Genomic DNA, 24,811 nt, shown 5'->3' on the forward strand with positions numbered 1-24,811 from the left:
GTTAATTAAACCCTGTAGTTATCGGCTCTCCAGTGCTTGATTGACTTCTTTATGTCTTCTTCTGCGGTTCCCTTTTCTGCAGCACTCTTTGCCAACTCAACAAACTCTTCATCAGACGCAAACCTTAATCCAATAATTTGTCTGATAGTTAGTCTGCTGTCAATAGGCTTTCCGGTAAGAATATAATGTCTGAAATTTTCCTCGGCTCTTATCGCTCTGTCCTGTGCTTTCAGAGAAAAACTTCTTGCAAAGAAGAAAACGAACAACAAAGATAATGATATAATCAGGAAAAATAACCAGAGTTTCATTGACGCTCCCTGACTGGCTGCACTGATTGTATAGTATACCGAAGATACTATCATTAAGATTATCATTGGGAACGTAACAACGTGAAACAATGCAACAAATCTTCTGTGATTGGAATAATTTTGTTCTTTCATCTGTCAAAAATTTAAATTTTTGGAATATGATTTTATTAGCTCAAAAGCGTCGTTAACATTCCTTTCGTCAACGTTTGTCTGAGCTATGACAAGCCTAAGTGAAAACTTACCCAGAAGTTTCGTATGTGAAAGATAAATTTTACCCGTTTTGTTCAGTTCGTGCATAAGTTTTTCGTTTATAAAATTGAGAGTCTCCTCGTCTTTTACATTTTCCGGCTTATACCTGAAACATACGACATTTGCAATCATTGGAGCAAGAATCTCGAAATCAGGTTCTTGCTTCATTTTGTTATGGAAATCTTTTGCTAATGAAATTTGATATCTTACCTTTTCTTGAAGTCCCTTGATACCGAACGAACGAATTACAAACCAAAGTTTTAACGCCCTGAATCTTCTTCCGAGGGGAATTCCCCAGTCACAGTAATTATTCGCAACATTATCAGAACGAGTTTTCAAATATTCAGGAATAATTTCAAAAGTATTTAATAGAGCATTCTTATCCTTTATGAAGTAAGCAGAGCAGTCAAAATTTGTAAACATCCATTTATGAGGATTAAAAACAAATGTATCCACTTCTTCAATCCCTTCTAACATCCATCTGTACTCCGGAAGTATAAGCGCTGTCCCCAAATATGCTGCATCCACGTGAAGCCAGAACTTATACTCCTTTTTTAGCCGCGATATCGCTTTTAGAGGGTCAACTGCGGTGCTTCCGGTTGTCCCTATGGCAGCCACTACACATAATGGATGAAAACCATTTTCAACATCACTTTTAATAGCATTTTCAAGCTTTTCAGGTATCATAGCGAAGTTTTTATCAACTTCAATTTTTATTAGATTATCTCTTCCGATACCGGCAATTTTTACAGCTTTTTCAATAGAAGAATGGGTTTCAGTAGAACAATAAACTCTATATCTTTCCTGTCCTGAAAAACCTTTTTTATTAATACTGAATTCTGAATGAAACTCTCTTGCTGTTAATATCGATGCAAGTGTGGATGTTGAAGCGGTATCCTGTATTACACCAATAAAGTTCTGAGGAAGACCCGTCATGTCTCTCATCCAGTTCATTACTTTTTCCTCAAGTTCAGCGGCGGATGGTGATGTTTCCCATTTCATGCATTGTGCAGCAAGAGCTGAAATTAACATCTCTGCGAGTAATGAAGGATAGCTTGAGTTAGCAGGAAAATATGCAAAAAAGTTAGGGCTTTGCCAGTGTGTAATTCCCGGCATGATTATTTTATTGAAGTCGTCAAATATATCATTAAATTCCTCGGGTTCTTCTGGAGCTTTTGATGGAAGTTTATCGAATATCTCATGAAATTTAACGTTTGACTTTACCGGATACTTTTCTATCTCTTTCAAATACTTATTAATCCAATCCAGTATTTCCTCTGATGCTTTTTTAAATTCGTTGTCTGTCATTATTTTATGTGCAATAATTTTATTAGCTTGCTCTTTCCGTTCGATGTTAATTTTAGAAAGTAAATACCGCTTGAAAGGTTATTCGGTTTGTATATAAATATATTCGGACCTTCGTTAAAAATCTTTCCTTTGATATCATCAACTTCTCTGCCGTTAATATCATATACTTTAAATTCTGCAAACCCTGTTTTGCTTAAATTGAACTTGATCACTGTTGAAGCATTAAATGGATTCGGGTAATTCTGATACAATTGAATACTGCTTGCAATTTCATTAAGATTGCGGATTCCTACCGTTTCATAATTACTTACTCTTGCGATTGTTTCAACCTCTGCAATACTACTAAAATTCATTCCATTTATTAATCCGGAATAGTTTTTTATTATTATCTTAAGTTTGTTAATCGTCTGCCATGGCGATATAAAAATAGATTTGCCGTTAATATCAAGTGCCCCTGTATTTAATATATGCTGTACCACCTGCTCGTTGTAGTATAAAAATATTTCGCAATCGGTAACTTGAATGTTAGTCTGATTTGCAGTATTTGGCAGTACATTGTATAATTTAATCTCCCTTACGTCTATAGGTATTTCCCATCTTAGTTCAATATTTTCATTAGTCCCGCCGTTTGATATCCAGTTTACGGAAAGGTCTTTATTCCTTGCTCGTCTGTCAATAACATTTCTTGAATCTGAATAACTATAAGTACTGCTGGCATAAGTGCTTGCTGAAGTCGAAAGATTTGTAAACTGTGATTCTGTAATATTCACAGGCACTTTTATAAGAGTGTGTCCGGCGTGGCAGCCGACACATTTTGTTCCTGAACCATTGTTTGCAAAATTAAATCCTGTAACATGTGCAAATTTGCTCTTACCTGCTTTTAGTACATTACCATTTGAATCAACGACCTGTTCAAATGATTGTAAATTAGCCGCAATATCCCCCTCAGCGATCTTACCGTCATAATCTACTTTTACTGTTCTAACTAAAACAGGATCATCAAGTCCAAAAGGATTCTGTCTTTGATGGTTTACAAAGAATCTTATCCTTGCATTCTTTGTTATTCTCGGTGCATCATCAATAGGAGCATCAACTGGACCATTTGCATAAATATTCATGCAGTCAAACCTGAATAAGCCCCCTTGATAAAAAGTTGAGGGATCGCTTGTAGGGGGTAGTTTATTCAAATCATAGTCATGAAGATAATCTGCAATCGGAGGCTTTTTCTTTGGTAATAACACTTCTGCGTTCAGTTCCAAAGTTACCGGAAGATCAACGATTGGCATAACATTCAATCCATCCTTTGTGCACGTATATACACCGTAATCCTGCTGGATAACAGTTGAAGCGTAAGAGAACATTACTCGTTCGTTACTAATAGGAACTGGGTCAACCGCATAAGGCGGTAGCATAGTTCCATATGAAGGCGGATTCTGTACATAAAACTGTGTGGATGTATCAACGCCTGCGATGTGATTGAATTCATTTAGTCCTTTTGCAAAATAACGGATACCCGAACTTCCTCCCGTGCAATACATAGACATATCCGGTACATAACAGGCATACATATTTCCGGAAGAGTCAATTCTTGGTCTGTATCCGAAAAGGGATTTCCTGTTCCGGGGATCACCTGCATAAAGACTAATCATATCAGCGTCTGGATTAATCATAGCTGTTTGCCAGATGTTTGCATTATCATTCGTCAATGCAAGAGATGTATCCCTTGTAATACCATTAGGTGCAGTGTTTGATGGCAGGTCGATGTTTAACCACCATCGAGAGTATACAATTCTTCCGGTTATAGGATCAACAGTTGGTTTTTCTGCACCGTTTCTCTCCGTTGTAATTCTGAACATATTAAATCCCGTAGAATCCACTATGTAAAGGTTTGTTGTTAGTACTGCACCAAATTGAGAAATACATGGAAACCTTGTCGATGAAAAAACAATCTTCCCGTCCGGCATATAAACCGGATCAATATCATCGTACTTTTTAAATTTGAATGCCGCCTGTCCGAACTGTGATAAATTAATAAATCTGTCTGTGTATGTTAACTTTCTGAATCCTGTTCCGTCTTTCTTTATTTCATATATTCGCCATGAACTGTCCTTGTGCTCTATACCTGCAAATATAATTCTGATTCCATCCCAATTTACACACGGTTGTTGTACATCTACTAACGAAATCCCGTTGAATGACATCGTGCTGTCGATTAATGTGATAATGCTACCCGTCTCATTTTTAATCATTAACCTTCCGCCTACAACAGAAAACCTTGAATGCGATCCCATACCCGGGATTAATCCTGCCTGTGGATACAGTATGTTCCCGTTTAGTTTATGATTTCTTGAAACAAATACTACCGGAAATTCAATTGATTTTGAGTACAAATCGATTGATGTTAGAATAATTAATAAAGTAATTAGTATTTGCTTTTTCATCACTGCAATATAGGAACTAATAATTGAACATTCACGTTTTAAATTTAACTTACTTAATACATTTTTTCAATAACTTAAATAAGAATGAAAACAACAGTACTTCTCTTTATTGCTCTGATTTCTGCTTTTTTGTTTGTCCCTCAACTCTTTTCACAGGGATTAAACTCTATTACAACTTCCGACACACAGAATGTTATGGCTGTGGGTAATAATGGTAAAATACTCAAGTCCTCAACCGGGGGTAACGGGTGGAGTTTATTTGTAGTAAATAATACAACTAATTACAAATCTGTTTCTGCTGCCGGGAATTATTACTTTCTGTCGGCGAGCAATGGTAAGGTTTATAAAACCTCAGTAAATGTTTTAAACCTTACAGAACAAAATACAGGAGTTGGAGCGCCACTGAATTCCGTTACATTCCTGGATTCTTTGAATGGATTTGCATGCGGTGCAAATGGTACTGTTATTAAAACTACTAATGGTGGTACGAACTGGACAATCAATAATAACGGCATTGGTTCAGTGAGTTTAAATTCGGTTTCGTTCAAAGATTTAAATAATGGAGTTATCGTCGGTGATAGCGGAAAAGTATTTCTTACTTCCAACGGCGGACTTAACTGGACTTTGCAACCCTCATTAACCAACAGAAATCTGCTTCAGGTAAAATATTATTATCAAGGAATTGTAATCGTGGGTGAATATGGAGTAATAATAAAGAAGGATAATATTAACAGTTTTTATTATTTGAACTCGAAGACAAATTCCGACATAAGAGGTATTTCAGGTACTTTCTATAATAATCACATTTGCGGTGGAGGCGGATTTATTCGTAATAATAAAAACGGATCATCAGGATATCTTAATTTCGAAGTCAATCCTATGATGGCAAATCTCGTTGATGTTGTTTTTGCCGATTCGCTCATAGGTTATGCTGTTAGCAGTCTGAACGATGCAGTTATTAAAACAATAAACGGTGGTACTAAATGGGATCTTCCCGCGGGTACAAGCGTTAATATTAACTGGGTCTCAAAACTTTCCGCCTCAAGCGGAATTGGAAACAATCTTTGTCAGCATCCTTTTGACAGGAACGCAATGTATGTAATGTACGGCAGTACCGTGTATATAAGCAGAAACAGGGGAGAGACATGGAGCTCTATAGCAACGACAGCCCTCGGGACTCGTGCACATTCCTTCTACGTTAGTCCTCTCGACACAAACGTATGGGTTGCCGCTATTGAAAGCTCACCCGACAAAGTTATTAAATCAACAAACTACGGTGTAACTTGGACCACTATCATTTCTAAAAATTTTAGTAATTATGGACAACCTCTTGAAATGGATCAAAATAATCCCTCAGTGTTTTATTTTGCTCCCGACGGAGGCGGCCTCTATAAATCTCTCGATACCGGTTCAACCTTCACAGAAATTTCTGGTAACTATCCATTCAGAAGTCCCTGTGACTTGATTGTCATGTACGATAGTTCAAATATCGTCTTTGTCGCCGACGGTGTTACAGGTTCAGGAGTTGCAAAGATATTTAAGTCAACTAACGGAGGTGTTAATTGGCTGGATGTTCATTCAAATGCAAGTTCAAGTGAAATACCTTCTATGTCAAATGTTGTTTTCGATAGGAGTGTCATTTATGCTACTAACTGGCCAAGCGGTGCAATCTACAGAACAACGAACTATGGAGATAACTGGTCGCTGCTCAGGACGAATTCCGGTTCGGGCTGGGCTTCTGATATGTGCAGGGAAGACCCGACTCTTGTATTGACGGGCTCTTACGGCTCTTCTTCATGGCTTTCCACAGACGGCGGTGCAAATTTCTCAACCTTTGCAGCATCAGGTGGTGCGGGTGCGGGAATGATTGTTCCGGAAAGAGGGTATCAGCTTAATATGATGACAGGTGCTCTTTTGAAGATGAACTTCGTGTATTCTGTTTTGACAGAAATTGAAGAGAATAATGTTACAACTTTAGTACCCAAAATATTCAAGCTGTACCAGAATTATCCTAATCCATTTAACCCGGTAACTAAAATTAAATTTGATTTACCGAAAAGTAACAATGTCAAAATAGTTCTTTATGATAATATAGGAAGAGAATTGAAGACCATATTAAACGAATACAGAAATGCCGGAACTTATGAAATAAGTTTTGACGGAAGTAAATTAAGTACGGGAGTATATTATTACCGGCTGACATCAGGCAGTATTGCCGAAACCAAAAAAATGATTTTAACTAAATAACAAATAACATAATGCTAAAGAAATTTCTAATTTTTTCATTCGTTGTAATTCTCGGAATTGCTTTATACACAAACATTAAAGCATTTTCAACGGGCATTGTCGGATTAACTAAGAGAGCCGGTAATACAGTAGGTTGCACCTGTCATGGTTTCAATCCTACAGCTTCAGTTAATGTTTCTTTTCAGGGTCCGGATTCAGTTGCATACGGTGACACTGCTACTTTCACTGTTAGTATAACCGGTGGTCCATTAACTAAAGGAGGAATTGACATCTCATCGGGGAATGGAAAAGTGATTCTTAGCCAGTCGGATAATACTTTGCAGAGCCTTGAAGGTTCTCCCGGCGTGTTTGAACTCACACATGTAACTCCAAAAGCTCCTGTTTCCGGGTCTGTTACATGGACTTTCAGATACATTGCTCCACTTGCAGGGTCAAAAGATACCTTGTTTTCAACTGGCAATTCTGTTGACTTTACAGGAGGTACTAATAACGACTCATGGAATTTTGGACAAAATAAAGTTATAGTTCTTAAAGCACCTACCGGTATTGCGGGTACTAATGAATTTATTGATAATTTTCGCTTAAACCAGAATTATCCAAATCCTTTTAATCCTGTTACAAAGATTAATTATTCAATCGCTAAAAGCGGAAACGTTACCCTGTCTGTCTTTGATAGTAAAGGTAATCTCGTAAAGAATTTGGTTAATGAAAGAAAACAAGCAGGCGAATATAATGTTGAATTTAATGGAATTGGTTTAAGCAGCGGTGTCTATTTTTACACTATTAATATCAACGGATTAAGCGAAACAAGAAAAATGATGCTGGTTAAATAATTCAATTCAATATCTTTTAATAAAAGGCAGTCTCTACGGCTGCCTTTGTGTTTCTGTTAAAGTATATATACAAACCTTAAATTTACTACTTGAGTAATACAATCCTGTATACAGATGTATAATCATTATCTCCGTTAATATACAACATGCAATAATATATTCCGCTTGCGTAGTTTTTACCGTTAAAATATGATGTGTAATTCCCTGCAGGTCTTAAATCATTACTAATAAGAGTTTTTACCTCCCTTCCTAAAACATCATAAACTTTCAAAGTAATATATCCGTTAATCGGCAGATTGAAGTTAATTCTTGTTGCTGCATTGAAAGGATTCGGGTAAGCAGCAAGATTTACAAGATCTTTTTTCTTGGGCTGCTGACCACCGCTGAAAATAGAGGTATCAATGTATAAACTTTTCCGAACTCCCATACCTGTCTGATCGTTGCTTTCAAAATATGAATACCAAAGAGTAAGGTTGTTTTTATCCTCAAAAATTCCCGTGGAACGGTAAATTTGTGCATGTCCATATTGTTCTTTCTTCATCAACGGTTCAGGCGCTAAATCCCATTTTATAAGGTCTTTGCTTCTTGCAATGTATAAATCGTTGTTCTTGGAACTTGCGACATCGTACTTTCCTGCAATAAGCATGTAATACATACCGTCAAAATTATTTCTTAATACATTTATATGCCAGGGCTGGAAACTCTTGCTGGTATTGAATATTACACGCTGTTTTATCTGCTGATCCCAGCCATTCATGAGTTCAATGTTGTTTAAATAACTGACCTCAAACTTACTGTCCGGCGTTTTATCTACAAAAAAAATATAGTACTTGTTTGCTTTTATAAGGGATGGTGCAAACGTCATTCGTTGATAGCTTGTTTGTTTTAGTATGGTTACAGAATCAGGATTAGTGAAATTGCTGTCGTACATTACCATTTTTACGTTTTGGTAAAACTTTTCCTGTTTTTGAGAAAATGTCTCATTGTACACCATATAATATTTCCCATTATCATACAAAACATCAGGATCATTATTGTATGCATTTCTGTAATTTGGAGGTACAGCCGGCATGTTAATTAGGGGTTTTTTCGTTCCAGGAATCTCTGTAAAGTTAAATCCGTCTATGCTTTCTAGGACTGATGGATTTTCAAAATCATCATCGCTGAACGGAAATGGTGTCATTACCATTTTGTACTTACCATCATGTCCTATTATAACGTCCGGATGTATCGCTTGATTCGTTCCCTCGTAGGTTTTTATTACTAAGTCTCTGTTGTTATCGGTGTCATAAAATAAAATCAAATCATTGCTTATTCCTGTTTTGATCGGAAGTATTATCTTCCATGAATTCCTCCAGGATGAATCCACATCACCTGGTATTAAATTGTCGTTTCCTGTTTTGTAAAATCTGCAGTCTCCTGTTTCCCGAAAGTAAAACAAAAGGTTGCCGTATTCTCTTCCGTTTCCGAAATCACCCGTTTCAATGTATGTGATATTCTTTGGGAATTCAGTGTTTATTGGTATTTCAGTAAAATATGGTACAGATGAATTGTAACGGAAAAGTGATACCCGGCCGCCCTGGTTTTTATTAAAGGGGTCGTAAGTTATTAAGCCTTTTGTTCCGTTTTCAAATGTAATTCTTTTTACGGTTTCCCATGTTTGTCTTTTCATAAATACAGAACCCCATAATGAATCTATTTTGTAATTTCCGGAATTTTCCTTCGTGATTTTGTATAGATTAGCAATGCTATCCTTTGCATCATAGAAAAGAAATTCATTCTTCGTTTCACGGTAAGAGTCCATCAATACTATTTCTGTCCATGTTTTTCTGATTGAAGTAATTTTGCTTTTTACTATCAGCTCCATATATTTCCCCAGATTACAGATTTCTACAATTCCATTATACTGATCATATAATAAAAGTTCATCCTTGTCGTCAGCGTCAAAATCATGTGCAATTATTCTGTACCATGACCGGCTCAAATCGTAGTAACTTCTGGATATTGATAACTCGGAGTCTAAAAGTAATGCTGTTCCATTTGCTCTGTCATAAAAGAAAAGAAAGAATGTATTGTTATAACGAATCTGTGTAACTGAACTTACTGTTTCCATGAACTCATAACCGAAGTAAACTAATTCGTCAAGGTTGTTCTCACTTGTTGTGTATATTTCAAACGAGCCGTCAAGGTTGTTGACCTGTGCGTATGTATTACTGAATAGCACGAATATTAAAGGAATTGCTAAGAGGTAAATTCTCTGCATATATAATGCTGTTTAATACTTAAAATATAGTAATGAATTTATTACAATGAAACAGCAAATTATTAACCCTGAATTAAAGGCTTTGTTTATCAGCTAAACACCGATTTGAAAAATCCTTTTTCACTATTGGCTTCTGGAATGAAGTTTTCGCTTTTGTTTAATTCTTTCAATAATGTCTTTTCTTTTGAAGATATTTTCTTGGGAATAAATACGTGTATCTTTACAAGCTGGTCGCCTCTGCCCCCGCTGTTTAAATGCCTTATTCCTTTATCTCTCATTCTTAAAATATTACCGGATTGAGTTCCAGGTTCTATTTTAAGTTTCGCTTTGCCATTCAATGTCGGGACAACTACATCTGCCCCGAGTATTGCATCGCTTATACTGATTTTTAGATTGTATATGATATCGTCATTATCGCGTATAAAATATTCATGTTTTGACTCTTCTATGAAAATCAGCAAATCGCCTGCATGTCCGCCTCTCGAACCCGCATTTCCTTTGCCTCGCATTGATATATACTGTCCATCTGAAACACCAGCAGGTATTTTGATTGTTTCTGTCTCCTCGTCCTTTACCCTGCCGTCACCATTGCATTCGGTACATTTATCTCTTACAATCTTACCCTCGCCGTGACAATTATGGCATTCAGAAACATTCACAAACTGTCCGAATATCGAACGCGATACCTGTTTAATTTCTCCCGCACCATTGCATACCGAACATGTAACATAACCGCTGCTCGATTTTGCTCCGGTACCGTTGCATGTCTTGCATGTCTTAAGTTTTTTAATCTTAATTACTTTTTCCGTTCCGTCAGCAATCTCTTCGTAAGTCATTTTTATCGTTATCTTCATGTCCGACCCGGGAATTCCCTGTGAACGTCTTCTTCCTCTTGACGAACCGCCCCCGAAGAACTCATCAAATATACTGCCGCCGCCAAAACCTCCGAAGATATCACCGAAATGTGAAAATATGTCGCTAACATTGTCAAAGCCCGAGAATCCTGTCGAATTAACTCCCTGATGTCCGAATTGATCATATCTCTGACGTTTCTGTTGGTCTGAAAGTACTTCGTATGCTTCAGCGCATTCCTTGAATTTTTCCTCTGCTTCTTTATTGCCCGGGTTCCTGTCAGGGTGGTATTTCATCGCAAGCTTTCTGTAGGCAGATTTTATCTCGTCGTTAGATGAATTTTTTTGTACACCAAGTATCTCGTAGTAATCCCTTTTTGTCATGTCTTATTCCTTCTCGGCAGATACTATTACTTTCGCAAATCTGATTACCTTGTCTTTTAATTTATAACCCTTTTCAACCACTTCCGTTACAGTGTGTGGCGGAACTTCATCATTTTGTACCTGTAGAAATGCGTCGCATGTGTCAACATCAAATTCTTTTCCTAGTATATTAATTTCTTCAAGACCTTCGTTCTTTAATGTTGTCTTGAATTTATCTGCTATTAGCTGCATTCCTTGTTTTAAAGTACCAAAATCTTTCGTCTCTTCTTTTTCTATCGATTCTATTGCACGGTTTATGTCATCGTAAACAGGAAGCAGTGATTTTATTAAATTCTCAGATGCGTATTTAATGTAATTTGAAATTTCGTTGTCAGAACGCTTTTTGTAATTTTCAAACTCAGCAGCTTTGCGTATGAAAGCATCCTTGTAATATTCTGCTTCAGCTTTAAATTTTTCTACCTCTGTCAGTTGAATATCTTCTGCTTTATCCATTGTTGCTTCTGCATTTTCTTCATGTTTAGTCTTCTCGTTTTGCTTCTTTTCCTCTGTGTTTGTTTTGTGTTTATCGCTTTTCTTCATTTTATCTTAAAACTCCTGTCTATTGGTTTAATTCTGATATTAATTTTGATGTATATTCTACTAATGAAATCATTTTTGCATAGTTTAATCTCTTCGGTCCTATTATTCCAATCTTTCCGTTTACACCCCCTATTGAATAATCAGTGCAAACAACCGAGTAATCTTTAAGTTTCTTCTCATCATTTTCTGACCCGATTTTTATGCTGACTTCATCCTTATTTTTCCCTGGATTCTGAAATATGTGTATTACTAAATTTTTGTTCTCCGTTAAGGTTATAATGTTTTTAAAATTATCGTGGTCTTCAAATTCCGGCTGTCTTATTATTTCTCCGGTTCCGGAAATGTGGACCTTACTCCCTTTTTCTTCTGCACTGTTTATTTTACCGATTGAATCAAAAAACAACTGAAGTAGCTCAGGTTCTTCATTCTTATAATCGCTTATCCTTTCAGCAAATGTTTCCTTTATTTGCAGTAATGTTAAACCGGTTAGGCGTTCATTTAAAATCTGTGTTATCTTTTCTATCTTTTGGAAATGAATTTCGTTATCAATTTCCATTATAAGGGTTTTTACATAACCCGATTTTATCGTAATCACTAATAATAGTTTGTAAGCCGATATTGAAAATACTTCAAGCTTTTCGAATACACCCGAACTTAAAAATGGCTGAGTTACAACCGCAAGCTGATGAGATATCATGCTTAAAAGCTTTGATGTCGCTGAAAGCAGGTCGTCCGAATCATATATGTTGTTCTTGCTTTCCTCTATGTTGTTCTTTATTAGGTCGATTTCATTCTTGTTCAGATTTTCTCTGCTCATTAACTCGTCAACGTAATATCTGTAACCTTTGTCTGTTGGCTTTCTTCCTGCTGAAGTATGAGGTGTCTCAAGTAGATTCATGTCCTCAAGATCGCTCATAACGTTGCGTATCGTTGCAGATGAAAGATTCAATCCTGTTTGCTTCGAAATTAATCTTGACCCGACAGGTAAACCGTATTTTATAAAATTGGCAACAATATACCTTAGGACTTCTTTTTCTCTATTTGAAAGTTTTTCGACCATTTATTTTAGCTCAACATTCAAAATAACAACTTTAAAAATTTAATAAAATTCATATTTTCATTCAATTTATATATTACAAATTACACCAAATATTTGTTCCATTATTTGTCGGTTAAGAAATAAATGATTTTTAGAATAGAAAGCAATATTTTTATGCTCTATAAATTATTGTAAAAACATAATCTTACACGGAAAATCATTTTAACGGAAAAGCTTTGCTTTTATAATCCTGAAAAATCCCGTAACTTTCAATCCTATAAACAATATGCTGTATAATAACGGATTGTAATTATGTTTCTTAAAATATCTTAAGCAATCGTTGTTCCATATTTTTATCATTCCTGACCTGTCCTTGTAGATGCTTATACCTTCCATGTGCTTGACTTTTGCATCTGGAAAAAATACGAGTTTATATCCTGCATCAGATATTCTCTTGCAAAAATCCACATCATTATAAAACATTATAAACCTTTCGTCCAATCCGCCTACAGATTCAAGAACCTTTCTTTTTAAAAGAAGAGCCGCTCCCATAGGTTGATCTACCTCTCTCATTGTGTTGTGGTCAAAATATCTCATTTTCCACCTTGAGAAAAATTCACTCTTTGGAAACAGTGTCGCAAGCATTAGCATCTCTGAAAACATGTCCCAGTATGTTGGAAATGTTCTGCATGAAAACTGTATATCTCTGTGATATGATAAAAGCTGCGGTGCCACTACACCTACGGTTTCATTATCATCCAGATATTTCATCATATCTGCAACTGCACTGTCGAGTATTTCTGTGTCAGGATTTAATATGAAAATGTAATCTCCCGTTGATGCGTGTATCGCCTGATTGCATGCTTTTGTAAATCCTAGGTTAGAATCGTTCTTGATGAAAACTATTTTCTGGTCTGTAACCCTAAGAAAGTTTTCTATCGTTTTTACTGTATTGTCTGACGATGCATTATCTACTATGACCGTTTCTAAATTAAGTCCGGGCACTTTTGAAGTTGCATGAAACAGCATATTTAGGCATTCTGCAATCTCATCTTCACTGTTCCATGTTACGAGTGCAATTGTAAGTGATGACATCTTAATATTTTACCAGCCTTGTATCTTTTTTAAATTCTTTGTCATTTCTTTCCGGGTAATCAAGCATGTAGTGAAGTCCCCTTGATTCTTTTCTCTTAATCGCAGATTCAATTATCATGTATGCAACTAAAACAAGGTTCCTTAATTCAAGTATTTCAACAGTTACTTTTGTTCGTCTGTAATAATCCTTTATTTCATTCCTCAACATTTTTATTCTTCTGAATGCACGTTGTAGTCTCACTGTGTTTCGCACAATCCCGACATAATCGTTCATTAATTCTTTTATTTCTCTCTTGTCATGAGATATTAAAACCCATTCATCTGCATTTATCGTTCCCTTTTCATTCCAGTCTAATATTTCTTTATGTAACTTTCTGATTCCGTTTCCATTCTTGCTCTTTGAATAAATCGCGTTAATATTTTTCTTAATAAACTTATATATCGCATCTGAAAATACAACCGCTTCAAGCAGCGAATTTGAGGCAAGTCTGTTCGCTCCGTGTACTCCTGTCATCGTCACTTCTCCGCAGGCAAATAGATTTTTTAATGAAGTCCTCCCGTTAAGGTCTGTTGTTATTCCTCCGCATGCGTAGTGAGCCGCAGGGACTACAGGTATCATTTCCTTCGTGATGTCTATTCCTTTAGTGAGACACGTCTTGTATATATTCGGAAAATGTTGCTTGACTTTTTCCGCTCCTATCGGCTTTGTGTCAAGATATACAAACTTGTCTCCGCTCTTTTTCATTTCGTTATCAATTGCCCTAGCTACAATATCACGCGGTGCGAGCGATTTCCGCTTGTCATATTTGTGCATGAACTCCTTTCCGTCCCTTGTTCTTAAAACCGCACCCGCTCCCCTCACAGCTTCGGATATAAGAAACACCTGCGTGTCATCATCTATTTCCTTCTCATACAGAGATGTAGGATGAAACTGTACAAACTCCATATTCTCAACGACACATCCCGCTCTGTATCCCATCGCAAAACCGTCGCCTGTTGCTATTGCAGGATTTGTCGTGTGTAAATATACTTGACCTAATCCACCCGTTGCCAGTATTGTATTTCTTGACACAATCTTTTCGACTTTCTTTCGTTTGATGTTGTATGCGTAAACCCCGTAACATGCATTCTTTTCTCTGTTTTTTCTGGTGTGTCTGTATCTTTTGCCTAATTCTTCTTTGTTCTTTTTCAGGTTCCTTTTCGTGAGCAGGTCAATCGCAAAGTGGTATTCAAGTACTTCGATATTTTTATTTATCGAAACCTCGTGAAGTAAAGCCCTCTCAATTTCTTTCCCTGTCAGGTCTCTTGCGTGTACTATCCTGCTTTTTGTATGTCCGCCCTCTTTGCCGAGCAAAAGCCTCCCGTTCTCCTGTGTAAATTTAACTCCTAAATCAAGCAGTTCGTATATTCTTGTAGGACCCTCTTTAACAATCTTTTCTACCGCATCAAGATGGCAAAGGTCTCCTCCGCATGACATAGTATCCTGTATGTGAAGTTCAAAGTTATCATCATCCGCAAGTACTGAGGCTATTCCTCCCTGAGCGTAATTTGTATTAGATTCGGCTTTTCTCTTCTTCGTTACAATCAGCACTTTCCCTAAAGTGCTCAGCTTCAAAGCAAGAGATAGTCCTCCAATACCGCTTCCTACAATTAAAAAATCAGTTATCATATATTTTAAAAATACATCTTAATTAACGTATTTGAAATGTAAAATGTCTTAATTCCTTATATGTCAATAAAAAAGGCTTCCGGTATGAAAGCCTCTTTTGTTTAAATATATTTGTAAATTTATTTTGTGCCTAATTTTACAACAACAGATATTTCTTCTGTTCCTCTTTTTACAACTACATTTACATCCTGTCCGGGTTTATATTCACCTAAAGCCGCTGTGTAATCATACAAATTACTAATTTCCCTGTCACCGAATTTTATCATTATATCTCCTGCAAGTATTCCCGCTTTCTCCGCAGGACTTCCTGACTGAACACCCGATATCTTGTAACCCGCATCAGAATAACTGAAATCAGGAACCGTTCCTACATATACTCTTACAGACTTTCTTTCACCCTTGTTTTCTTCCTTTACAGCTACCTTGGTAAATTCAGGTTTCACGTCTCTCGTACTCAGGTCATATGCCATATCATAAACCATGTTCAGTACCTTTTGCTGCCCTTCTGTATTTATCTTATCAGGTGTATCTGTCGGTTTGTGATAATCAGTATGTAAGTCGGTAAAAAACATCAGTACGGGTATATCCTTTGCATAAAAAGACGAATGATCTGAAGGTCCGAAACCCTCAGGATTCATCGACGTTTTAAAATTATATTTCTTGTTTAGCTCTTCAATCATAGGTGTCCAGTATGTGGATGTACCGGTTCCGTTTATTATTAATTTATCATCTTTAAGCCTCCCTATCATGTCCATGTTCAACATTGCAACTATATTATAATTCTTGAATTCATCCGATTTTGCAAAATATGAAGACCCGATTAATCCTTCCTCCTCAGCTGTAAAACAAATGAATAAAACACTTCTTTTTAGCTTGTTATTTTCTGAGGATAGCTTTTGGGCAATCTCAAGTACTCCCGAAGTTCCTGATGCATTGTCATCAGCACCTACATGCGGCAATTTGTCCTTTCCTCTGTACATCGAATTCTGTCCGCCGTATCCTAAATGATCGAAGTGACCACCAATTACGATTACTTCATTTTTCAAAACAGGATCGTTGCCCTCCAGAAGTCCCACTACATTTCCCGTCTTGGCTATATTTTTTTCAAGGTCAACTTCGTATTCAACCGATACTCCCATAATCTCAAATGAATTTGGTTTAATACCGTTGTTTATTTCTTCCTGAATCTTGCTTAAGTCATATCCCCTTTGTTTTAAGAATGATTCTATTATGTCTCTCTTAGTATTAATAATCGGTATGCCTGCATTCTGTGAAACCATGTCAAACCCTACGTCCATCAGTATATCAGCATTGCTTGAAGTGGAATTTATTGGCGGTGTTATTATGATTACACCCGCGGGTTTTAAATCTTTAAACGAGGCAATCTTCGTTCTTAATTCTTCAAACTTTGCGAGCTTGTCATTATTCGGATTCATCGTAGTAGGAGAGTATCTCATAACTATAATTACTTTTCCCTCTACGTCAATTTTATTTCCGTTTGCGTCTTTAAAATCACTGTAGTCGAGCATCGGAGCGTTTATTCCGTATCCCGCAAAAACCAGACCCCCTTTTACTTTTCCGTTTGATGATAATCCTAACGGAGTAAAATCTGATTCGCTAATGCTTACCTGTTTTCCGTTATCAAAAAACTTTACAGTATTAGCTTTGCCCTTTTTAACTCCATTGTTCATATCAAATCTTTGTATGAAAGCACTGTCGCCCTTTGGTATTAATCCGTACTTCTCAAATTCTCTGCTTATATACTCCCTCGCAAGTATGTCACCCTGCGTCCCTGGATATCTGCCCTCAAGTTCTTCCGATGCAAGATAGTTTATGTGCTCGTATATCTCTTCTTTTGTTATTTCATTGCTTCTTACATTCTCAATCGCATTCTGGGAATATACAGCCCCGGAAATGAATGTTAGAAGTAATATTAATAAATTTTTAATCTTCATTATTTATTTGTTTTTATTAACTGTTTGGTGTGTTCCCGCTCATAACACTATGCGGTATGCTGAAAATTATTAGTGTTACAAGCGATGCAATAAGTATCCATTTCCTTGGATTCTTACCCCTGTAAACTTGTATAGTTGTTGCTATCCAGATAATCCATGCGATGAGTGTCTTATTATCGGTTAAGTCTATTCCAAATGGTATTCCTGTCCATAACTCTCCAAAAGCAAACTTCTGAACCACCGGTCCAAGTATCATCCCGCCGATTGTTATGAGGCCTAATGACCATAATGCGAATTTTTTGAAGTTTGGTTCTTTGTTGAAAAACTCAAATCCGGCTCTTGTCGATACCAGCATCGCTGTAAATATTAGTATAATATGTATAATCAGAACAATCATCGGAACGTCGCCTTTGTACCTCAATACTACCGGATTACTCGGTATTTCTGTCTTCTGATCGTCCTTTAATACTAATACTTTATATTCAAATTTTTGTGCAGGAGTTTTATAAACTTTGTCCTTTTCTGCTGGAAATTCACCCGTTAATGTTCCGTTTTCATACTTCATTTCAACGAGTGTTTTATCGTCTTTTGTATCGTATCTTCTGTACTCTATATATCCTTTAATTCCCGTATCAATATTCTCAAGCTTTACCTTAACAAGTTTTGATGTGTCACAACTTCTGTCAAACTTATACTTAATCTCCTTTCCTTGAAATGATGCAGCTCCGCTTTCGGGATATGTAGGTCCTGTCAGGCGTTGGTAATATGCTGACCCTGCTGTTATTGCGAATGCTAAGATCCAGTAAAATACAATTCTGAATGACCAGTGACTCTTATTTTCGATTTTTGTGGGTGTATTTTCGTCCATTTAACTTTCTCCGGTTTTAAACAACTGATAAACATAATAAATGCAGTTATTTAATTCTATCCTTATCAACATCATTTTTACCTGTAAAATTCAGTGATTTCCGTACTGATAAAATATAATTAATTGTTTTATCCGTAAATAAATTCTTACCTAATTCCGAAATTCTCGAACTTTATCCCGTCAATTTTGTTTACTAATTTCAAATTAATATAAAATATGATTGATACCCACTATCTTTGGATTGGTTTTAATTTATTCGTTTTAATTATGCTCGCTCTCGACCTTGGTGTGTTTCATCGTAAATCACACGAAGTAAACATTAAAGAAGCCCTTATTTGGAGCTTCGTTTGGATTTCTCTTGCTTTGATTTTCAATTACGGAGTTTATGAATACATGGGTAAAGTAAAAGCACTCGAATTTTTTACGGGTTATGTTCTTGAAAAATCTCTTAGTGTCGATAATATTTTTGTTTTTATTCTCGTTTTCTCTTTCTTCAAAGTACCGCCTAAATATCAGCATAAGATTCTTTTCTGGGGTATCCTTGGAGCTCTCATTATGAGGGTTATACTCATTTTCTCAGGGGTTGCTTTGCTTGCAAAATTTCATTGGCTCGTTTATTTGTTTGGGGCTTTCCTTATTTTTACTGGCGTTAAAATGTTGTTCCAGAAAGATACTCATATCGAACCCGATAAAAACATTCTTGTCCGTTTGTTTAAGAAATTATATCCGGTAACCAATGATTATCACGGCGATAAGTTCTTCGTTAAAATTGATGCTAAGAAATATGCTACACCTATGTTTGTCGTTCTTCTCGTGATTGAGTTTACCGACCTTGTTTTTGCTGTAGATTCTATTCCCGCAATCCTTGCTATCACAAACGATACATTTATTGTTTATACTTCCAACGTATTCGCTATTCTCGGTTTGCGTTCCCTCTATTTCGCTCTGGCAGGTGTGATGAAATATTTCCGTTTTCTGAAAATCGGTTTATCAGTAATTCTTGTTTTTGTCGGTATAAAAATGATGATTGTAGATTTTTACAAATTTCCTATTTCTTTATCGCTCGGTATTATTATCGCAATTCTTGCAATCTCGGTTCTTGCATCACTAATTATTAAACAAAAACCGAAGCCCGAATCTGTGTAGACCTGTTAAATTGCTTTCCTTCCTAAGCTCTGCTTAGGAAGGTATGACTACATTGAAATTACTATTTGTGTCGACATCTTACTATTTAATGCTTGTTTTGTATTCTCTTTGCTTCCGATACCTCCTTTCAGACTCTTTTGTATAATTTCTTGTTCTTAAAATAAATTAGTTTTTCTTTGATAATTCGATTGAAAATTGTGTGAAATAAACAAACATTTTCAATAGAAAAAGAACCGATGATTTTTTATGCTCTCTTTGCGAGCTTTGCATACTTTGAGTACTTTGCGTTCCTTTCGGTAAAAATTTTTGATCATAATATCTCATTCTTTGTTTGCAGAACTTGTTACTCTGTTTACTCTGTGATAGTATCTTTTCATTTGTTTGGTCTTTCCGCATCGTGTGCTCTCCGTAAAATAATAATAAACATTTTCAACTTTAAAATTAATCCTGCGTTTCCTAATTTACGCATAAATTAATCTTGTTCTATGCGGGTTTTAATAACAGGTGGTAGCGGTCTGTTCGGTCAGTACCTAAACGAGAAAATATCAGAAGAAAATGAAATATTAACTCTTTACAATGACAATAAAGGAAACTGTAGAAATTTTAATTCCCTGAATGCAGATATACGCGACTGGGCTAAGATGTCTTCTTACTTCAATAATTTCAAACCCGAGGCAGTTATACATACCGCTTGCTATTCTCGTCCCGAACAGTGTGCTAAGTTATCAAGAGATGACGTTTATCTTCTCAATGTTGAAGCAACAGAACTTATCGCTCAGCTTTGTAATGATTTCAACGCTAAGCTCATCTATACTTCAACCGACCTTGTTTATGAAAGCGTTAAAGGCGGTATGCTCAGCGAAGAAAGTAATCTTAACCCGCTTACTTTGTACGCTGAATCTAAGCTCATGGGGGAGTTGTCCGTTCAGAAATATTCTGATAACTATATTATTCTTCGCACCGCATTGCTCATTGGTTTCGGTAAAAATCATTCACGTAATAACTTTCATCTTACCTACGAAAAACTTAAAGAGAATGTCAAAGTCAACCTTTTCCGTGATCAGTACAGGACTCCACTGTCGCTTTTCGATTCCGCTGACATGATAAACGATTTACTGAAAATGAACATTCGTAATGAAGTTCTGAACTTCGGAGGAGCTGATAGAGTCTCCCGTGTAGACATCGGTAAAGCACTATGCGAATATTTTAATTTCGATGCTTCTCTAATTAATGAGATCTCCTGCAAATCAGTAGAAGGACTGCCGCAGGTTCCTGATGTTTCATTGAATATAGATAAATTGAGACGTTTCGGTTTCAGCCAGAAAAACTTCTCCGATGTTATAAAGCAAATTTGCGATAGGGGAATTGGATAATTTTGCAGAACAAAGAAAATCAACTGCTTATAGGTCGGAAAGTTCTCATAGTTCAGAAACATCACCAGTGCTCAGGTGAATTCACTGAAGGCATTGTTTCAAAAATTCTTACTAAAAGTAAATCACATCCCCATGGTATAAAAGTCCGTCTCGAATCTAATGAAATTGGCAGAATCAAAAAAATCTTCTAAATTATTTCGCGTTGACAAGAGTCAACGTATAAAATTATTCCGAAAACTCAGGGGCTGCATCACCGCAAATATCTGATGTAATTATTTGCTTTCCTGAATCCGTGTAATTCCATCACATTATCAAAAATACGTGTTCTATATTGTCCATCAATCAAACCCAGCATTTCTTACTTCTTTAATTCTATAAATATGAATGGATTTCTTAAATTCCGTATTTTAACCTTAAATTATTGTATTTCATAATAAACCAAATTATTATAGATTTAACAAATTTGTTCCCCCAAATAATTATAACTATAAATGAAAAAACTCATTTACATCTTCTTGGTTGCTTTCAGTGTAACTCTTTTCTCATGCACGGAAGATGAAAACAGCAATCCCGTCAATCCGCAGTCTGTGGTTCTTACGGATGAATTAAAGTCTAAACTCAGTTTTGCTGCTGACAGTGTTTTTATGCGTATCAGTACCCCGGGTATGATGGCGATTTTTTCAGCGGAAGGCGAAGTTGATTTAGTCTTGAAAAGAGGCGTAAGTAATCTTCTTACAGGCGAACTAATGAATGAAGACTATTATTTCCGTATCGCAAGCAATTCAAAACCGTTTACCGGTCTCGCTGTTCTTATGCTTGTCGATGAAGGAAAAATTAATCTCGATAGTTCAATCACTTACTATCTCCCGCAATATAACATTCCTAACGGTAATCTGATTACTATCCGCATGCTTGGAAGGATGAAAAGCGGATTATTTAATTATTCCGACGATGGACCTTTCTGGGCTGATTTTGCAGCAAGCGGTTTCACTAAATCTTATACACCCGATTCTCTCCTTGCTATCGCCTTCAGGCATCCTGTTAATTTTCCACCCGATGCAGATTATGAGTATTGTAATACTAACACTGTCCTTCTCGGTCTTCTTATGGAAAAAGTTACTGGTATGAAAGCCGATGAAGTTATCTTCAGCAAAATTATACGGCGGATTGGTTTGCTGAATACTTTCTGGCCCAATACCATATTCCTTCCATCTCCTTATATTCATGGATATTCTGCTGCATTTGGTCCCCTGACCGAAGCAACAAACTGGAATCCTTCTTGGGGATACACAGCAGGCGCTATAATTTCAAAATTCTCTGACATGAAAATATGGTCTAAGATTGTCGCTGATGGTTCATTCCTTTCTGAACAAATGAAAGCTGAGCGTTTTAATTGGGTCAATGATCATTACGGTTTTCAGGTTATGAAAGCAGGAAATTGGATTGGACATCCGGGAAACATGTACGGCTATAACTCGCACTTTCTATACCATACGCAGAAAAAAATATCCATGCTGATTCTTACAAACCGCGAAGATAATACTCCTGTGGAATATTTTTCTGACGCTTTCAGACAAATAATAGGTAATTAATTTCAATTGAGTCTTTCTGTATATAAAGAACCCCGGCATAACCGGGGTTCTTAGTATAAATTTTAATTATCGAATCTTTATTTAACAAGGAACATCTTCTTTACTTCTGAGAAGTTTCCTGCTTCAAGTTTGTACAGATATACACCCGATGTCAGTTTGCTTGCATCAAATACATAGTTGTAACTTCCTGCTGCTAATTGAGTGTTGACGAGTAATCCTACTTCTCTTCCGAGTAAATCATACACCGTTAACTTTACTAATCCTGCCTGAGGAATCTGGAACTTTATTGTCGTTGTTGGATTAAACGGATTAGGATAGTTCTGTGATAATGCATAATTCGTCGGTATGGCTCCCGTTGGGTCGCTGATTGAAATTGAACCGAATGTTACCTTTGCTCTTAAGCTCCAGTATTCTTCGTTTGATTCCGGCATACCTGACGTTACTCCGTTTACGTACGAGCCTGGAACGTGACCTCTTAATGTAACCATGTTTACATAGTAGTCTGTTCCGGAATTGTCATTCCATTTTGATACGCTGACGTATCTCCAGTCTTTAATTGGATCTGCCGGATTTAACTTGCCAAGTACAGGCCATGTTAAACCGCCGTCTTGCGATGCTGATAGCCATATGTCACAGAATACTGTTGTGTCAACTCCGCCGCCAAAATCCGATGGTACCATGAATGCCACAAATAATGCATTTCCGTCTGCTGATACACCTATGTTTGGACGTCCTAATGATGATAATACGTCGTTAATTCCAACATAAGGATGGTATCCTACTCTGTTCGTATCTGCAATTATTATACTTCTGTTCGGGTCTGATCCGGGTAATGTATTCGACCAGAATCTTATCTTTGCTGGTGCTCCGGGGAAGAATGTTCCGGCTTGTGTTTGTTTTACAGTCTCGAATGCAACCGCTGGTGCATTTCCCTTGTAAACTATACTGACACCTCTTATGCACCCTAAACTGTCCGTCGTGAAATCTGCATCATATATTTTTAATGGGGCACTGAAAGATGTACCGTTATCCGTTGATTCTATAAACCAGACATCTCCGTAATCATTCACCTGCATACTATCATTATTCTTGAATGCCATTCCGATTCTTCCGTCAGCTCCTCTTGCTAACGAATATGTTTCAGCTGCGTCTGAAGGTATTGTTGTCCAGCCAATCCAGGTCCCAGGTGTTGCGTTAACGTCTGTGCATGTGTTCCATCTCGTTGAATCCATTCCACTGATTGAACCAACAAATACGAATTTGTTTGTTAATGTTAAATCAGTTGTCGATACTGCTCTCGGCCAAATGTATCCTCTGTTTCCTGGGGCGTTTAACTCTGTAAAACCGCCCAGTCCTGAGCCTAAATCTTTATATGCTTTACCTACGTCTGAATGGTTAACCACTAATGCAGAACCATCTGCGAAACCGTCAATCGCCGGAAATCCGCTCCTGACACTTGGTACGTCTGTTATAAACGTCCATGTTGCACCTCTGTCAGTCGAGTAATAATATTTGCTGCGTCTGCCCGCAAAACCTGGCTGCGGGTCACCCATTGGACTGTGAACAAATACCGCGTGCACTAAATCCGGATTTGCTGGATCCTGCCAGATTTGTACAGGTGAACCGTTCGAACATAAATCATACAGCGTTCTTGCTCCAATATCTACAAGCGTTACTGTTATGTCATTTGTAGATTTGTTCGGTGATGATTTAAATTTCTTTAAGAAATCTTTTACTGAAGGTAATCCGTATGTATTCGGCATTCCGTCAACTCTTACACCTACTACGGCATCACCAATTCTTTCAACTTTGAACTGTGTGTTCAGGAAATTTAATTCTGCCTGACTAAATTGTGCGCTTACTGTGTTAAAAGCAAACAATGCAGCCATTCCTAATGTCAGAACAAATAATACTTTCTTCATCATAGCTTTTTAATTTGGTTTATAAAAAATTATTTAAAATGTTAAAATTTTGATGTTAAAATTTCAATTTAAAAAATCAATTTTAACCGAGACTTAGTTTTAAATATATTTATTTATGTCTTAAAAAACAATCTCTAAACAACTTTGATTTCCCTTATTCAAAGGGTTATAATAAAAAATTCTAATTATCAATAAATTTCTTTAATATATTTAATCTTTATTCGAAATCCTTTGTACTTTCTACCTTTACTCTCAGAAAGCAATTTGTAACTATTGTTTATAAATATACGTTAAAAATCTGCTAAAGATACATTATAACTGCTTCTGTCTAAACATTTATATTAAACTATATAATGAACTATAAAATAAACTCCAATTCTCATTTGATATTCTGATAAATTAAGACCGACAACCAACAACTGACAACTAATCACCCCCACCTACTTATAATCACAACATTTTTTGTATTTGTGCCACGTTTATTTAGTGCAAAAATTTTTACCCCTTCGATTTTATTAATTTCTCTCGGTTAAACCATGTCATGCAAAAATTTTTGCACTTTTTTCCCTGTCCAAATTATTACTTTTATTGTGATATATAATAGATGGGCGTGTATAGATTTGCTCTGCAGTTTTATGATTTGCTGAAATAGTATTAGAAATTTGACTGTTTTCAGCCACGTTCTAGTG

General features: G+C 36.4%; 18 protein-coding genes. 6 read left to right on the top strand and 12 right to left on the bottom strand.

The features are described from left to right. Positions 1-5: 5 nt before the first annotated feature. The 3 genes from WC644_11425 to WC644_11435 are packed head-to-tail and all read right to left on the bottom strand — an operon-like array spanning position 6 to position 4,306. A complete protein-coding gene (locus tag WC644_11425; protein MFA5012547.1) occupies positions 6-440 on the bottom strand; it encodes a DUF6526 family protein in 435 nt (144 codons plus the stop codon). A 3-nt stretch (positions 441-443) separates the two neighbouring features. Then, a complete protein-coding gene (locus tag WC644_11430) occupies positions 444-1,865 on the bottom strand; it encodes an aminotransferase class I/II-fold pyridoxal phosphate-dependent enzyme (protein ID MFA5012548.1) in 1,422 nt (473 codons plus the stop codon). Then, entirely contained in the window at positions 1,865-4,306 is a 2,442-nt protein-coding gene (locus WC644_11435) for a T9SS type A sorting domain-containing protein (GenBank protein ID MFA5012549.1), read from the bottom strand. Before WC644_11435 ends, WC644_11430 begins: the two co-directional genes overlap by 1 nt. Before the next feature lie 84 nt (positions 4,307-4,390). On the opposite strand from WC644_11435, the gene WC644_11440 reads away from it, so the two are divergent. Next, positions 4,391-6,553, top strand: a complete 2,163-nt coding sequence (locus WC644_11440) for a YCF48-related protein (GenBank protein ID MFA5012550.1) — start codon at positions 4,391-4,393, stop codon at positions 6,551-6,553. 11 nt (positions 6,554-6,564) lie between these two features. Beyond that, positions 6,565-7,386 carry a choice-of-anchor V domain-containing protein gene (locus WC644_11445; protein MFA5012551.1) on the top strand — a complete coding sequence of 274 codons (822 nt, stop codon included), beginning with the start codon at positions 6,565-6,567 and terminating at the stop codon, positions 7,384-7,386. Positions 7,387-7,471: 85 nt separating this feature from the next. Here WC644_11445 and WC644_11450 read toward each other — a convergent pair whose 3' ends face one another. The 8 genes from WC644_11450 to WC644_11485 all read right to left on the bottom strand — a co-directional run bounded on the left by WC644_11450 (position 7,472) and on the right by WC644_11485 (position 18,089). Further along, a complete protein-coding gene (locus WC644_11450; protein ID MFA5012552.1) occupies positions 7,472-9,649 on the bottom strand; it encodes a T9SS type A sorting domain-containing protein in 2,178 nt (725 codons plus the stop codon). An 89-nt stretch (positions 9,650-9,738) separates the two neighbouring features. Continuing rightward, on the bottom strand, positions 9,739-10,884 hold the full coding sequence (gene dnaJ / locus WC644_11455) for a molecular chaperone DnaJ (GenBank protein MFA5012553.1): 1,146 nt from the start codon (positions 10,882-10,884) through the stop codon (positions 9,739-9,741). A gap of 3 nt (positions 10,885-10,887) precedes the next feature. Beyond that, entirely contained in the window at positions 10,888-11,463 is a 576-nt protein-coding gene (locus WC644_11460; protein MFA5012554.1) for a nucleotide exchange factor GrpE, read from the bottom strand. A 19-nt stretch (positions 11,464-11,482) separates the two neighbouring features. Further along, a complete protein-coding gene (gene hrcA / locus WC644_11465; protein ID MFA5012555.1) occupies positions 11,483-12,523 on the bottom strand; it encodes a heat-inducible transcriptional repressor HrcA in 1,041 nt (346 codons plus the stop codon). Positions 12,524-12,724: 201 nt separating this feature from the next. Further along, positions 12,725-13,597 carry a glycosyltransferase family 2 protein gene (locus tag WC644_11470; protein MFA5012556.1) on the bottom strand — a complete coding sequence of 291 codons (873 nt, stop codon included), beginning with the start codon at positions 13,595-13,597 and terminating at the stop codon, positions 12,725-12,727. Position 13,598: 1 nt separating this feature from the next. Further along, positions 13,599-15,266 carry an L-aspartate oxidase gene (gene nadB, locus WC644_11475; protein ID MFA5012557.1) on the bottom strand — a complete coding sequence of 556 codons (1,668 nt, stop codon included), beginning with the start codon at positions 15,264-15,266 and terminating at the stop codon, positions 13,599-13,601. Between the two features lie 119 nt (positions 15,267-15,385). Then, complete coding sequence (locus WC644_11480) at positions 15,386-17,221, bottom strand: M20/M25/M40 family metallo-hydrolase (GenBank protein ID MFA5012558.1); 1,836 nt, start codon at positions 17,219-17,221, stop codon at positions 15,386-15,388. Positions 17,222-17,237: 16 nt separating this feature from the next. After that, entirely contained in the window at positions 17,238-18,089 is an 852-nt protein-coding gene (locus tag WC644_11485) for a hypothetical protein (GenBank protein MFA5012559.1), read from the bottom strand. A 216-nt stretch (positions 18,090-18,305) separates the two neighbouring features. Here WC644_11485 and WC644_11490 point away from each other — a divergent pair, with 216 nt between their 5' ends. The 4 genes from WC644_11490 to WC644_11505 all read left to right on the top strand — a co-directional run bounded on the left by WC644_11490 (position 18,306) and on the right by WC644_11505 (position 22,200). After that, positions 18,306-19,235, top strand: coding sequence for a TerC family protein (locus WC644_11490; protein MFA5012560.1), 930 nt, complete (start codon positions 18,306-18,308; stop codon positions 19,233-19,235). A 485-nt stretch (positions 19,236-19,720) separates the two neighbouring features. Further along, on the top strand, positions 19,721-20,608 hold the full coding sequence (locus tag WC644_11495) for an SDR family oxidoreductase (GenBank protein ID MFA5012561.1): 888 nt from the start codon (positions 19,721-19,723) through the stop codon (positions 20,606-20,608). Positions 20,609-20,610: 2 nt separating this feature from the next. Beyond that, on the top strand, positions 20,611-20,799 hold the full coding sequence (locus WC644_11500) for a YwbE family protein (GenBank protein MFA5012562.1): 189 nt from the start codon (positions 20,611-20,613) through the stop codon (positions 20,797-20,799). Between the two features lie 300 nt (positions 20,800-21,099). Continuing rightward, complete coding sequence (locus WC644_11505) at positions 21,100-22,200, top strand: serine hydrolase domain-containing protein (GenBank protein MFA5012563.1); 1,101 nt, start codon at positions 21,100-21,102, stop codon at positions 22,198-22,200. Between the two features lie 77 nt (positions 22,201-22,277). Here WC644_11505 and WC644_11510 read toward each other — a convergent pair whose 3' ends face one another. Next, entirely contained in the window at positions 22,278-24,125 is a 1,848-nt protein-coding gene (locus tag WC644_11510; GenBank protein MFA5012564.1) for a T9SS type A sorting domain-containing protein, read from the bottom strand. Positions 24,126-24,811: the final 686 nt, after the last annotated feature.

It is taken from the genome of Ignavibacteria bacterium, assembly GCA_041649015.1.
In the GTDB taxonomy this organism is placed as follows: Bacteria; Bacteroidota; Ignavibacteria; order Tepidaquicellales; family Tepidaquicellaceae; genus CAIKZJ01.

What these genes read in the sequence shown, in the direction of transcription:
- WC644_11490 (MFA5012560.1), top strand. Translation starts at nt 18,306, where the DNA reads ATGATTGATACCCACTATCTTTGGATTGGTTTTAATTTATTCGTTTTA.
- WC644_11510 (MFA5012564.1), bottom strand. Translation starts at nt 24,125, where the DNA reads ATGATGAAGAAAGTATTATTTGTTCTGACATTAGGAATGGCTGCATTG.
- WC644_11495 (MFA5012561.1), top strand. Translation starts at nt 19,721, where the DNA reads ATGCGGGTTTTAATAACAGGTGGTAGCGGTCTGTTCGGTCAGTACCTA.
- WC644_11485 (MFA5012559.1), bottom strand. Translation starts at nt 18,089, where the DNA reads ATGGACGAAAATACACCCACAAAAATCGAAAATAAGAGTCACTGGTCA.
- WC644_11430 (MFA5012548.1), bottom strand. Translation starts at nt 1,865, where the DNA reads ATGACAGACAACGAATTTAAAAAAGCATCAGAGGAAATACTGGATTGG.
- WC644_11440 (MFA5012550.1), top strand. Translation starts at nt 4,391, where the DNA reads ATGAAAACAACAGTACTTCTCTTTATTGCTCTGATTTCTGCTTTTTTG.
- WC644_11435 (MFA5012549.1), bottom strand. Translation starts at nt 4,306, where the DNA reads ATGAAAAAGCAAATACTAATTACTTTATTAATTATTCTAACATCAATC.
- WC644_11445 (MFA5012551.1), top strand. Translation starts at nt 6,565, where the DNA reads ATGCTAAAGAAATTTCTAATTTTTTCATTCGTTGTAATTCTCGGAATT.
- WC644_11470 (MFA5012556.1), bottom strand. Translation starts at nt 13,597, where the DNA reads ATGTCATCACTTACAATTGCACTCGTAACATGGAACAGTGAAGATGAG.
- WC644_11460 (MFA5012554.1), bottom strand. Translation starts at nt 11,463, where the DNA reads ATGAAGAAAAGCGATAAACACAAAACAAACACAGAGGAAAAGAAGCAA.
- hrcA (MFA5012555.1), bottom strand. Translation starts at nt 12,523, where the DNA reads ATGGTCGAAAAACTTTCAAATAGAGAAAAAGAAGTCCTAAGGTATATT.
- WC644_11425 (MFA5012547.1), bottom strand. Translation starts at nt 440, where the DNA reads ATGAAAGAACAAAATTATTCCAATCACAGAAGATTTGTTGCATTGTTT.
- WC644_11505 (MFA5012563.1), top strand. Translation starts at nt 21,100, where the DNA reads ATGAAAAAACTCATTTACATCTTCTTGGTTGCTTTCAGTGTAACTCTT.
- dnaJ (MFA5012553.1), bottom strand. Translation starts at nt 10,884, where the DNA reads ATGACAAAAAGGGATTACTACGAGATACTTGGTGTACAAAAAAATTCA.
- WC644_11480 (MFA5012558.1), bottom strand. Translation starts at nt 17,221, where the DNA reads ATGAAGATTAAAAATTTATTAATATTACTTCTAACATTCATTTCCGGG.
- nadB (MFA5012557.1), bottom strand. Translation starts at nt 15,266, where the DNA reads ATGATAACTGATTTTTTAATTGTAGGAAGCGGTATTGGAGGACTATCT.
- WC644_11450 (MFA5012552.1), bottom strand. Translation starts at nt 9,649, where the DNA reads ATGCAGAGAATTTACCTCTTAGCAATTCCTTTAATATTCGTGCTATTC.